This window comes from Devosia sp. P3_B2 (genome assembly GCF_056402875.1).
Window position 1 is genome coordinate 264,397 of the sequence record NZ_JBFUGO010000006.1, and the last position, 11,687, is coordinate 276,083.

General features: G+C 65.3%; 10 protein-coding genes and 2 tRNA genes. 10 read left to right on the forward strand and 2 right to left on the reverse strand.

The genetic code is table 11. From position 1 onward, the window contains the following. Positions 1–8: 8 nt before the first annotated feature. A complete protein-coding gene (locus AC1DV8_RS11535; protein ID WP_477151064.1) occupies positions 9–857 on the forward strand; it encodes an FkbM family methyltransferase in 849 nt (282 codons plus the stop codon). 61 nt (positions 858–918) lie between these two features. On the opposite strand, the gene AC1DV8_RS11540 is transcribed toward AC1DV8_RS11535, so the two are convergent. Together AC1DV8_RS11540 and mobA are read right to left on the reverse strand one after the other, a co-directional pair. After that, positions 919–994 (reverse strand) — tRNA-Asn (locus AC1DV8_RS11540). Positions 995–1,075: 81 nt separating this feature from the next. Continuing rightward, on the reverse strand, positions 1,076–1,717 hold the full coding sequence (mobA, locus tag AC1DV8_RS11545; RefSeq protein ID WP_477157561.1) for a molybdenum cofactor guanylyltransferase: 642 nt from the start codon (positions 1,715–1,717) through the stop codon (positions 1,076–1,078). A gap of 89 nt (positions 1,718–1,806) precedes the next feature. Between mobA and AC1DV8_RS11550 the strand changes: the two genes are divergently transcribed. The 9 genes from AC1DV8_RS11550 to AC1DV8_RS11590 all read left to right on the forward strand — a co-directional run bounded on the left by AC1DV8_RS11550 (position 1,807) and on the right by AC1DV8_RS11590 (position 11,186). Next, positions 1,807–2,436: an outer membrane protein gene (locus AC1DV8_RS11550; protein ID WP_477157562.1), complete on the forward strand. Its 630-nt coding sequence runs from the start codon at positions 1,807–1,809 to the stop codon at positions 2,434–2,436. Positions 2,437–2,551: 115 nt separating this feature from the next. Further along, a tRNA-Cys gene (locus AC1DV8_RS11555) sits at positions 2,552–2,625 on the forward strand. 109 nt (positions 2,626–2,734) lie between these two features. After that, positions 2,735–3,472: a hypothetical protein gene (locus AC1DV8_RS11560; protein ID WP_477151023.1), complete on the forward strand. Its 738-nt coding sequence runs from the start codon at positions 2,735–2,737 to the stop codon at positions 3,470–3,472. Between the two features lie 112 nt (positions 3,473–3,584). Then, positions 3,585–4,238 (forward strand): protein-L-isoaspartate O-methyltransferase family protein, encoded by a 654-nt coding sequence (locus tag AC1DV8_RS11565; protein ID WP_477151022.1) that lies wholly within the window; start codon positions 3,585–3,587, stop codon positions 4,236–4,238. Positions 4,239–4,445: 207 nt separating this feature from the next. Next, complete coding sequence (locus tag AC1DV8_RS11570) at positions 4,446–5,777, forward strand: TolC family outer membrane protein (RefSeq protein ID WP_477151021.1); 1,332 nt, start codon at positions 4,446–4,448, stop codon at positions 5,775–5,777. Between the two features lie 132 nt (positions 5,778–5,909). Further along, positions 5,910–6,284 carry a hypothetical protein gene (locus AC1DV8_RS11575; protein WP_477151020.1) on the forward strand — a complete coding sequence of 125 codons (375 nt, stop codon included), beginning with the start codon at positions 5,910–5,912 and terminating at the stop codon, positions 6,282–6,284. A 178-nt stretch (positions 6,285–6,462) separates the two neighbouring features. Further along, positions 6,463–7,152 carry a PopZ family protein gene (locus tag AC1DV8_RS11580; protein WP_477151019.1) on the forward strand — a complete coding sequence of 230 codons (690 nt, stop codon included), beginning with the start codon at positions 6,463–6,465 and terminating at the stop codon, positions 7,150–7,152. 175 nt (positions 7,153–7,327) lie between these two features. Then, entirely contained in the window at positions 7,328–10,174 is a 2,847-nt protein-coding gene (locus tag AC1DV8_RS11585; protein ID WP_477157563.1) for a valine--tRNA ligase, read from the forward strand. Between the two features lie 10 nt (positions 10,175–10,184). Further along, positions 10,185–11,186: a CorA family divalent cation transporter gene (locus AC1DV8_RS11590; protein WP_477151017.1), complete on the forward strand. Its 1,002-nt coding sequence runs from the start codon at positions 10,185–10,187 to the stop codon at positions 11,184–11,186. Positions 11,187–11,687: the final 501 nt, after the last annotated feature.

The following is an 11,687-nucleotide window of genomic DNA, read 5'->3' on the forward strand; positions in this document are numbered from 1 at the left end:
AGCGCGCGGTGGATTTCGCCATTACCCGCAGGCAGAAGGCGCGCCTCCAGGACATCCCAACGCCCTGGGGCACGCTGATCGGCGTCAAGGCCGATCGCATCACCCGCACCATCCTCGCCGACGGCCAGTACGAGTGGGCCGAGACGGCGATCGTCGCGCAACTGCTGCGCGCCGGGGCGACCGCCATCGATGTCGGCGCCAATATCGGCTACTACACCGCACTGTTCCGCTGCCTGGTCGGCCCGCGCGGCGCAGTCCATGCCTTCGAGGCCAACCCCTTCACGGCAGCCCTCCTGAAGCTCGGCATGGCCCGCAATGGCTGGCACGATATCGTGATCAACGCCAAGGCGCTGGGAGATGCCGCGGGCACCCTGCAAGTGCGGCAGATGGACCTCGACCTGGCCCTGACCGATGACGCCCTCAATCTCGGTGGCTGGTCGCTGCACGAGGCCACGTCCGGCGCGTGGGAGATCCCCGTACTGCCGCTGGATCAGTACGTCCGCGACCACCACATCGAGAAGGTGCATTTCCTCAAGGCCGATGTCGAGGGCTTCGAGCTGAAGGTACTGCAGGGCGCCAAGACCGTCGTCCGCAAACTCAGGCCCTACATCATGTTCGAGATGCGCGCCCCCGTCACGGCCGACCGCCTGCGCTGCGAGCAGATGGTGGAGCACCTCGAGCACGACGGTTACGTCTGCTGCCGCATCGTCAAGCGCCCGTTCCCGCACTTCCGGATCCTCGCCCGATCAGACCTCGAGGAGGAGCGGTTCCACTTCAACCTGCTGGCCATGCCGGCCGCCCGCTACCGCGAGTTCTTCGCCAGCGTCGCCGGCCGCATCATCGAGACGCCGGCCTGACGCGCGGCACCGCACGACAACGCAACGTTGTCGCTGGTCGTCATGATCTGTGAGGGAAAAGTGGCTCCGCGACTTGGACTCGAACCAAGGACCATTCGATTAACAGTCGAATGCTCTACCAACTGAGCTATCGCGGAACACGAGCCCTCCGGGGAAGGCAGCGCCCGTTTAGCGCTTTTGATTTCCTTTGCCAAGCCCGAATTTCCGATCTGGAAAACTCAATCCCGCTGTACCGCCGCGATGGCCGAGCGACGCTCCATTTCGGCTAGATCCCCGGGCGTATTGACGTTGCCGAACGGATCGCCTCCAGCGGCAACCGGCCACTCGACCTCGATGCCGCCGGCCTCGCTACACAGCGATTTGAGGCTGCGCGGCGCGCTTCCCGCCGCAATGCGCTCCGGCAGGTCACGGAATCGCGCTACGCGCCAGATCGAGTTGGTGGGGTAGGGCTGTCCCCCATACGACGCGATCGCTGCCGGCGCTTCGCCGAGGCCATCAACCAGCCGCCCGACGAAGTCCTCCGGCAGGAAAGGTGTGTCGACCGCCACGCTGATCAACAGCTCCGGCACCCCCGCCAGCCCATTGAGATAGGCGATGGCGCCGGCCAGTCCAGCCAGCGGCCCCGCATAGTCGCCATCGAGGTCGGGAACGGCCATCATCCGCGCCTCGAGCCCCAGCAGCGCCGGCTCGATTCGCCCGTGTGCCACCAGCAGCGGCGCGCAGCCGGCGAGCCGGCTCGCGACCCGCTCCAGCAGCCTCACGCCGCCGACCACCAACTCCGATTTGATTGTCCCCCCGAGCCGCTCGCCGCGCCCACCGGCGAGGATCAAGCCTGCCGTAGTGTGTTGATTCTGCACCATATCTCGCCGCCCAATGGCTCGCTCCCTTGACAATCTTCCGGCCACCATAGAGGAGCGGCGTCGGGGGGCTTCAGTCTACTGGAGTCTATATGACTACGCGTATCTTTGGCGCCCTGGCGTTTGCCGGGCTGCTCACCGGCACCGCAACCGCTGCCGACCTCTACGTTCCAACGCCCGATGAGGCAATCGTCACCGCAAGCCGCGACTGGACCGGCTTCTACATCGGCGCACACGCCGGCTATTCTGACTTCGATGCTGCGCACGACGGCGATGACACCGATCTCGCCACCCTCAACGGCTGGCTCGGCGGCGTTCAGGCCGGCTACAACTTCCAGGCGGACTCGCTAGTGTTCGGCGTCGAAGCGGATCTGTCGGCTGCCGGCATTCTTGAAGGTGACGACACCGACCACTGGGACGAAGACGACGGCATCAAGGGCCTCGCCACGCTCCGTGGCCGCCTCGGCTACGCGGTCGGCGACCTGCTGCTCTACGGCACCGCCGGCCTCGCCGTCGCCAATCTGGACGTGTCCGACGATCAGCAGTTCATCGGCGGTTGGGTCGCCGGTGTCGGTGCCGAGTACATGGTCAGCGAAGCCGTCTCGCTGAAGGCGGAGTATCTCTACACCAATTTCGGCAGCGTCGATGTCGTGGGCTATGGCGGTGATCGCTTCGACATTGCCGGGTCCACGGTCAAGGTCGGCGTAAACTTCCACTTCTGATCACCACCGGGTGCATCAACCGGGTCCCGCACGCGGGCCCCGGTCATTTCCGCTGACATCCCTCGCCGTTCAGCTTGCAGAAAGAATTGCTCTGCCATATGAACCGCGACGGTGGGGCCACATGGCGGAGTGGTTACGCAGCGGATTGCAAATCCGTGTATTCCGGTTCGATTCCGGATGTGGCCTCCAATCCTCTCCCTAAATGGCTGTCGATGCTGCCGGTGCTTCATCACCTGAACGCGTGTTGTCTTCTGTCCCGGTGCGCAATAGTATCGTCTTGCGGCTTCGAGGGTCGAAGATGAGCGCACGCGACGACGCCTACGAGCGTGTGTCGGGGGAGGTTCCCGATCGGACCCTGACGTTCTCGTCCGTGATGCTGCTCCTCACATTGCTGGTCGCGGCGGTTGCACTCACCGTCGCGTACTTTGTCACCAGCCGCTATCTGCATACCGACGTCGAGGTCGAACGCTACTGGCGTCTGATGTTCGATATGAACGCGGAGGGCACCGTCCCTTCCTGGTTCAGTTCGGCCCTGTGGATGCTGTCTGCAGGGCTGGCTGCGGTTGCAGCTGCCGGGGACAGGCAGGCGGGACGTGCCGTCTGGCATTGGCTCGGCCTTGCCGCGGTATTTGTGCTGTTGTCGCTCGACGAGGCGGCTTCACTCCATGAGAATATCGGCGCGCTGCTCGATCTGGTCGTGCACATGGAGGGTGTGCTCGCATGGTCCTGGGTGCTGTTCGGCGGAGGGCTGTTTATCGCTGTCGCTGCCGTGTTCGGCAGGTTCATTCTGACCCTGCCACCCGCAATAACCGCCACCTTTGCCGTGGCCGCGCTGGTGTTTCTCGCCGGCGCCCTGGGCGTCGAAATGTACGGTGCTTCGGTTGTCGAGGGCCAGGCGCAGTTCCCCTCCTGGCTGAACTGGACCCGAGTCATCGCCCTGGAGGAACTGCTGGAAATGCTCGGGGTCATCATCAACGTGGCGGCCCTGCTGCAGGTTCTTCGCGGCCAGTCGCCGATCCGGTTGGGCTTCCGATAGCCGGAGCGGGATCGCGCCGCCGTTTGCCGGTGCAGCGTCGTCCGCGCCTCCTTGAAGCATTCATCTGTGGGCGGTATGCACCTGCCTGACGCCTCCAACCAAGGGAGCCGAGATGGCCGACTTCGCTACTGCCCGCCTCAGGATGGTCGACAACCAGCTGCGCACCAGCACCGTTACCGATCATCGTCTGCTGTCTGCGATGGGCGAAGTGCCGCGCGAAGCGTTCCTGCCGGCCGATCGCGAGGCGCTGGCCTATGCCGATGTGGTGCACGCGCTCGGCGGCGACCGGTACCTTGGGGCGCCGGCGCCGTTTGCCCGGCTGGTCCAGCTCGCCGAGATTGCCGCGACCGACCACGTACTCGATGTCGGCGCCGGCACCGGCTATTCCACTGCCGTATTGTCGCGGCTGGCAGCCGAAGTGACGGGCCTCGAACCCGACCCGGAACTCGCCGACAAGGCCCGCGCCAATCTGGCTGCCATCGGCGTTGCCAATGCGACGATCGCTGTCGGCGGCTTCGATGGCTCCAGCCTGCCGGTCGACCACTTCGACGCCATCGTGGTCGAGGGCACGTTGCGGGCTGAGCCCACCTCGCTGTTCCATCTGCTCCGCGATGGCGGGCGGCTGGTCGCACTCATCAGCGCCGACGGACCATCAGTCGCCCATGTCTTCGTCAAATCAGGCGGCGAAGTCGCCGGCCGCAGCGAGTTCAACACCACCCTGCCGCCTTTGGCCGCAGAGCCGCGCGCCGAAAATTTCGTGTTTTAAAGGCGCGGCAAGACTACTGGTTCATAACTGACCCGCGGTTCGGCAGTGTTGCCGCTCAATCACGCGGCTAAACATTTCAAAGGTTAAAACGTCGCAACACTTGAGTTGCGAGGTTGTGCGTCCCATGTGCCCGGCATATCGTCGGTAGGCTGTCGGAGGTTTTGGACTATGCGTTACCTGGGGGCAATGCGGGCGGGCGCCCTTGCCATGGCTATTAGTCTGCTGGCGACGGCGGCACATGCGGAGAGTCTCCGCTCGGCGCTCGAGAGCGCCTATCAGAACAATCCCGAAATCATGTCGGCGCTGCTGAGCGTGAAGGCGAGTGCCGAGAACATCGCGCTGGCCAAGTCGGGCAAGCTGCCCGCCATCGCGGCTTCCGGCACCGTTGGCGGTTCCTGGTCCGCGCCGCAGGGCGGCGACCTTTCCACTGCCTTCTCGTCCACCGCGGGGATCAACTACAGCCAGACGCTGTTCGACAATTTCAAGACCGACGCCGACATCGAGCAGGCGCGCGCCGGGACCGAGGTCTCCAAATACGCGCTGCGCAACACCGAGCAGAACGTCCTGCTGGCGGTTGTGCAGGCCTACTACGGCGTGTTGCGCGACACCCAGCTGGTGCAATTGCGCGCCGACAACATGAGCTTCTTCGATGCGCAGGTGAGCTCGGCCGATGATCGGCTTCGTCTTGGCGAGGGCACCAAGATCGATGTCTCGCAGGCCAAGGCCCGCCAGGCAGCGGCCGTTTCGTCCTACCGGGCGGCTATCGCCTCGCTGCAGACCAGCCAGGCGAGCTACGAGCGCTATGTTGGCCACAAGCCCAAGGGCCTGTCGTCGGACTTCAATTTCGGCAAGTCGCTGCCGGCCTCCATCGACAGCGCCATAGCCTCCGCCGAGGATCGGCACCCGGCGCTGCTGTCCGCCCGCGCCGCCATCCGTGTCGCCCAGGCAGGGTCGGACGCGGCGAGCGCTGCATTCGGCCCCACGCTCAGCCTGATCGGCGGCATCGAGGCTCAGATGCAGTACAGCAGCATCACCGATGCGACGACCAGCAGCCTCGGTGGTTCGGCCCAGCTGAAGCTCTCGATCCCGATCTATTCGGGCGGCGCGCTGTCGGCCAGCTTGCGCAAGGCCAATATCGAGCAGATCCGGAGCGAAGTGGATGCGCTCTCGGCGCGCGACACCATCCGGGAAGCGGTGATTTCCTCCTGGTCGACGCTGCAGAACGCCACGGCCCAGATCACCTCTGCCGAGGCGGCAGTCGCCTCCAACCAGCTCGTGGTCGAAGGCACCATTCAGGAGCGCGATGTCGGCCAGAAGACGACCCTGGACGTGCTGAACGCGCAGGCGGAACTGACGACCGCCCGCGAGTCGCTGATCACTGCCCGCTCGACCCGGATGATCGCCGCCTTCTCGCTGCTTTCTGCCGCAGGCAAGCTGTCCCCCGAAGTGCTGGGCCTTAACGTGCCGGTGCATTCGGCCAACGGTTACATTGCGACCGTCGAGGACGTCTGGGCAGAACTGCGCGCGCTCGACGACTGAGTTCGTGCTCGGGGTAGCGTGGACCCCGGCGAGGCAGTGGCCTAACCTTCCGAATCAAGCCGCGACGCGAGTCCCGCGTCGCGGCTTTTCTGTGCGGGCTGCGAGGGGCGGCCCGCCGTTTTGGGGGAAGCAATGAAGTCACTACCGTTCTGGTTCATCGCCATCGGCGCGCTGCTGGGGCTCGCGGGCATGGCGTGGGGCATCCAGATGGCCATCACACAGGACCACGCGCTGTCGCCTGGGCACGCCCACAACAACCTCGTGGGCTTCGTCACGATGGTGATCTATGGCGTCTACTACAAGCTGGTGCCCGCCGCGGCGCAGACCCGAGTGGCGCTGGTGCATTTCTGGGTCGCACTGCTCGGCGCGCTGACCATCGGCATTGGTGTTGCCATGGCCACCTCGGGGCAGGGCGAGTGGTTGGCACAGATCGCCTCCATCGCCACCATCATCGGCATGCTGATCTTCGTCTACACCATCTTCCGCAATCGGGCGGCGCTGGCCTAGGTCAAGCCGCTACATTGGGATCTTCCCCCGGATTTGTCTGGGGGAAGACTTCTACTGCTGGTGTGCCGCCGATTCACAAAGCGCCATCGCTTGCACTAGATTGAGTGCAGCCGATTCGGTTTGTCGCCGAGTCTGCCCAAAGTGCGGCCGCGTATCTGGCGGGTAATGTGAGGCAGTTATGAACAAGCCGGCGCCCAAAGAGCCCTCGATGGACGAGATCCTGTCCTCGATCCGACAGATCATCGCCGATGATGACGCTGGGGCAGCGCCGAAAAAGCCGGTAATGCCCGCACCGCCGCCGGCCCGCAGCTTCGTGCCGCAACCGCGCCCGGTCGAGCCGGAGCCCGAGCCGCTGGCGCTGTCGCCTGAGCAGATCCTGCGCGACACCGCTGCCGAGGACGAAGCCAAGCCCGGCCTCAGCTTCTCCGAACTGCTCGGAGGCACCGCTCCGGCGCCCGATCTCGATGCCACGCTCATCGATCCGGACGACATTTCCTTCGACCAGGAGGAAGATGAGCCCGCGCCGGTGCCGGCCTACGTGCCGCCGCCGCGTGTTGCCGCGCCCGCCTACGAGCGCCCGGCACCGCGCCCGGCCGCCGCCGTAGCCATGGCCGCGCCGATGCCCGATCCGACCCTTTCGTCCGATCTCGCGGAAGAGCTGCTCGAGCCGACCACGCAGTCGGCGGTGAAGAGCACCTTCGCCCGGCTCTCGGGCCTCTCGACCGTCACCAGCGGCGTCACCATCGAAGACATGATGCGCGAAATGCTGCGCCCCATGCTGAAGGAATGGCTGGACGAGAACCTCCCCTCCGTCGTCGAGCGGATGGTGGAAAAGGAAATCGCCCGGGTCTCGCGCGGCGGCAAGTAGTCGATCGCTGACGACTGGCGGCCGTCACCGGCCGCCCCTTGCGCTGCATACCTCGTCGTCACCACATGGCTTTGTGTTGACTTCCCCCTCACGCCTTTGCTTTAGACCTAGCCACTGAGTTCTGGGGCCCGCCGGCACTTTGGTGCGCGCGGGCCGTTGCCGTTGGAAACCACCGATGCTTGAGAAGACTTACGACCCCGCCGCCGTCGAGACCCGCATCTACGAGCAGTGGGACAAGGCCGGCACCTTCAAGGCAGGGGCAGGGGCCAAGCCCGGCGCCGAGACCTTCTCGATCGTCATCCCGCCGCCCAACGTCACCGGTTCGCTACACATCGGGCACGCGCTCAACAACACCATCCAGGACATCCTGATCCGCTTCGAGCGCATGCGCGGCAAGGACGTGCTGTGGCAGCCCGGCACCGACCACGCCGGTATCGCCACCCAGATGATCGTCGAGCGCCAGCTGGCCGAGCGCCAGCAGCCCGGCCGTCGCGAGATGGGCCGCGAAAAGTTCCTCGAGCGTGTCTGGGAGTGGAAGGCCGAATCCGGCGGCACCATCCTCAACCAACTCCGCCGCCTCGGCGCCTCCGCCGACTGGTCGCGCGAGCGCTTCACCATGGACGAGGGCCTCAGCGAGGCCGTCCGCAAGGTGTTCGTCACGCTCTACGAGAAGGGCCTGATCTATCGCGCCAAGCGCTTGGTGAACTGGCACCCCGGGCTCGAGACCGCCATCTCGGATCTCGAAGTCGAGAACATCGAGACCAATGGCAAGATGTGGCACCTGCGCTACCCCATCGAGGGCAGCGAGGAGACCATCACCGTCGCCACCACGCGCCCCGAGACCATGCTCGGTGACGTCGCGGTTGCCGTGCATCCCGAGGACGAGCGCTACAAGCACCTCATCGGCAAGCACGCCATCCTGCCGATCGTCGGCCGCCGCATCCCGATCATCGGCGACGAGTATGCCGACCCGGAACTCGGCTCCGGCGCGGTGAAGATCACGCCGGCGCACGATTTCAACGACTTCGAAGTCGGCCAACGCCACGGCCTGAAGCCGATCAATATCTTCACCACCACGGCCAAGCTCAACAACACGGTTCCCGCCGAGTACCGTGGCCTCGATCGGTTCGACGCGCGCGACAAGATCGTCGCCGAGCTCGAAGCGTCGGGCGTCCTCGTCTGGGTCGACGACAAGAAGATCATGGTCCCCTACGACGAAAAGTCGAAGCTGATCGTCATCGAGCCGTTCCTCACCGACCAGTGGTTCGTGAAGGCCGACATCCTGGCCGAGCCGGCGCTCGCCTCGGTGAAGGAGGGGCGGACCAAGTTCGTCCCCAAGAGCTACGAGAACACCTATTACGCCTGGATGGAGAACATCAAACCCTGGTGCATCTCGCGCCAGCTCTGGTGGGGCCATCAGATCCCGGCCTGGTACGGCCCGCGCCTCAACACCGATCCGGATTTCAACAACCGCGACGCCGGCCTCAAGTGCTTCGTCGCCGACAACGAAGCCGAAGCCATCATCCAGGCGCAGGCCTACTACGGCAACCGCAAGATCCAGGTCTACGGCGGCGGCGCTACCGCGCCCGACTACGTCAAGGCCTTCACCACCTTCGACACCACCCAGCGCGACCGGCTCAATGCCGACACCTGGAACATGCGTAAGCACAAGGACCCGTTCGCCGAACTGAGCGACAGCAAGGTCCCGCTGCACCGCGATGAAGACGTGCTCGACACCTGGTTCTCCTCCGCCCTGTGGCCGTTCTCGACCATGGGCTGGCCCAACCAGACCCCCGAGCTCGCCAAGTACTATCCGACCGATGTGCTCGTCACCGGCTTCGACATCATCTTCTTCTGGGTCGCCCGCATGATGATGATGGGCCTGGAGTTCACCGGCACCGAGCCGTTCCACACCGTCTACATGCACGCCCTGGTCCGCGACGAGAAGGGCCAGAAGATGTCGAAGACCAAGGGCAACGTCATCGACCCGCTCAGCCTCGTCGACGAGTACGGCGCCGACGCCACCCGCTTCACCCTCGCCGCCATGGCCGCTCAGGGCCGCGACATGCGCCTCGCCATTTCGCGCGTCGAGGGCTACCGCAACTTCGTCACCAAGCTCTGGAACGCTGCGCGCTTCCTCGAAATGAACGGCTGCGCCCGCGTCGAGGCGTTCGATCCGAAGAAGAACACCCTGGCGCTCAACCGCTGGATCATTGGCTCCACCGCCCGCGCCGTGGCCAACGTCACCGCCGCCATCGCCGACTACAAGTTCAACGAAGCCGCCAACGCCGCCTACGATTTCGTCTGGGGCACCTTCTGCGACTGGTACATCGAGCTGGCCAAGCCCGTCTTCACCGGCGAGGACGAGGCCCATAAGGCCGAGACCCAGGCGACTGCCGGCTTCGTTCTCGATCAGATCCTCAAGCTCCTCCACCCCTTCATGCCCTTCGTCACCGAAGAACTGTGGGCGGAAACCGGCAAAACCGGCCCGGCGCGCGAAAAGCTGCTGATCATCTCCGAATGGCCCGAACTCGCCGGCCTCGAAGACCCCGATGCGCAGGCCGAGCTCGATTGGCTCGTCGCCCTGATCTCCGGCATCCGCTCGGTCCGCCAGGAAATGAACGTCCCCGCCGGCGCCAAGGTGAAGCTCCTGGTCGTCGGGGCAGGGGAGACCACCGGCACCCGTATTGAGGCCAACCTGTCGGCGCTCACCCGTCTCGCCCGCCTCGAAAGCGTCGATTACACCTCCGACGTGCCACGCGATTCCGCCCAGTTGATCCTCGGCGAGGCCACCTTTGTGCTGCCGCTCGCCGGTGTCATCGATCTGGATGCAGAACGCACTAGACTGAAGCGCGACATCGCCAAGGAAACGGTCGAGATCGAGAAGATCGACAAGAAGCTGGGCAACGAGCAGTTCCTTGCCAAGGCTGCCGAAGAGGTCATCGAAGAACAGCGCAGCCGCCGCGCCGAGGCGGAGGATCGCCGTGCGCGCCTCATCGAAGCGCTGTCGCGGCTGAGCTAACGGAGCCCCGATGGGCGACACCTTGCCTTCCAGCAGTCACCGCCAGCCCATCAAGGACTGGATGACCATCGTCCAGTTCGACGGCCGCGGCGGCGTCCGCAAGCTCGAAGAGGCCGAGGAGGCGGATTTCGCCACCCCGGCCAAGGGCTTCGCGCTGATCTCGGGCAATTCCCGGGCGCCGGAGTTCAAGGTCTGGCTCAAGCGCCAGCTCGGCGACTTCAATGCCGACCTGATCACGGTGCCCTCCACCCGCAGCCGCTGCACCGTGCTCGACGACCGCGCCCTGGTAGTGCTGCGCGTCGCCCGCCCCGGCGCCGATCCCGAGGATGTCGGCCGCCAGCTGCTGAGCCTCTGGATCGAGAAGGGCCGGGTGATCATCGCGTCCGAACTCAACATCGTCGAGTTCCTCGGCATCACCCAATGGCAGCAGACCCATCACGCCCCGGTCTCGCCGGCCGATCTGGTCGCACGCCTCGCCCTGCGCGCCGCCGATCGTATCGAGCCGCTGATCGAGCGGATGGGCGATAGCCTCGACACCATCGAGGAAACGCTGATGCTGAACCGCAGCGGCGACACCCGCTCCCGCCTCGCCCACCTGCGCCGCACGCTCATCAACATGCGGCGCCTGATCTGGCCGCAGCGCGACGTGCTGACGACGCTCGAAATCGAAGACCTGAGCTTCTTCACCACCCGCGACCGCGTCCGCCTGCGCGAGGCCGCCGCGCGCACCGCCCGCCTCGGCGACGAAATGCAGACCCTCTCCGAGCGCGCCGTGCTGGTGCACGAACAATTGCTCGATACCCGCGCCGAGCAGATGAACCAGACCATGCTGCTGCTTGCCGCCGCCACTGTGGTGCTGATGCCGCTCACCGTCATCAGCGGCATTTTGGGCATGAACGTCGACGGCATCCCCTTCCACGACAGCCCCTACGCCTTCTGGATCGTCACCGGCTTCCTCTGCGTCCTCGGCGTCGCCATCTACCTCTTCATGCGCAAGAAGAAATGGATGTAAGGGGCTGACGGGCCGCTAGATTCCGTATCTCCCCACCAGCCGTCATCCCGGCGAAAGCCGGGACCCACTGCTCGGACCGTTGGTGCGGCACGAACCGCGCCGGTCCATCACAGATGGGTCGGACGTGCTCGCGCGGGTGGATCAGCCGGTGCACTGGGTCCCGGCTTGCGCCGGGATGACGGCCGGCGAGGTTGGCTCGATGGTCCCCCAAACGCGATGCGGCACCTCCCCCTCTGACGGGGGAGGATGGGAGGGGGTGAGTGGAGCCACAATCACGAGGCCGGGCAAGGCGTTGCGAGAATCTTGCGCCGATCTATCCCCCCTCTCCGCCACCATGCGATTCTCCCACCCATCCGCTGCACCGAAGCGAGATCATGACGAGTGGTTGGTGCGGGGGAGACCGGGTGGGCTGCGGGTCGCTGCAGTTCAGGCGGAAACCATCACGGCAAGGACCGGTTCGCCGGTCAAGCCGCTATCACGCGAGGGTTGCTCGATGCGGAG

Coding starts and splice junctions, on each gene's coding strand:
- AC1DV8_RS11570 (WP_477151021.1), top strand. CDS start 4,446: ATGGCTATTAGTCTGCTGGCGACGGCGGCACATGCGGAGAGTCTCCGC.
- AC1DV8_RS11575 (WP_477151020.1), top strand. CDS start 5,910: ATGAAGTCACTACCGTTCTGGTTCATCGCCATCGGCGCGCTGCTGGGG.
- AC1DV8_RS11590 (WP_477151017.1), top strand. CDS start 10,185: ATGGGCGACACCTTGCCTTCCAGCAGTCACCGCCAGCCCATCAAGGAC.
- AC1DV8_RS11550 (WP_477157562.1), top strand. CDS start 1,807: ATGACTACGCGTATCTTTGGCGCCCTGGCGTTTGCCGGGCTGCTCACC.
- AC1DV8_RS11565 (WP_477151022.1), top strand. CDS start 3,585: ATGGCCGACTTCGCTACTGCCCGCCTCAGGATGGTCGACAACCAGCTG.
- AC1DV8_RS11560 (WP_477151023.1), top strand. CDS start 2,735: ATGAGCGCACGCGACGACGCCTACGAGCGTGTGTCGGGGGAGGTTCCC.
- AC1DV8_RS11580 (WP_477151019.1), top strand. CDS start 6,463: ATGAACAAGCCGGCGCCCAAAGAGCCCTCGATGGACGAGATCCTGTCC.
- AC1DV8_RS11585 (WP_477157563.1), top strand. CDS start 7,328: ATGCTTGAGAAGACTTACGACCCCGCCGCCGTCGAGACCCGCATCTAC.
- mobA (WP_477157561.1), bottom strand. CDS start 1,717: ATGGTGCAGAATCAACACACTACGGCAGGCTTGATCCTCGCCGGTGGG.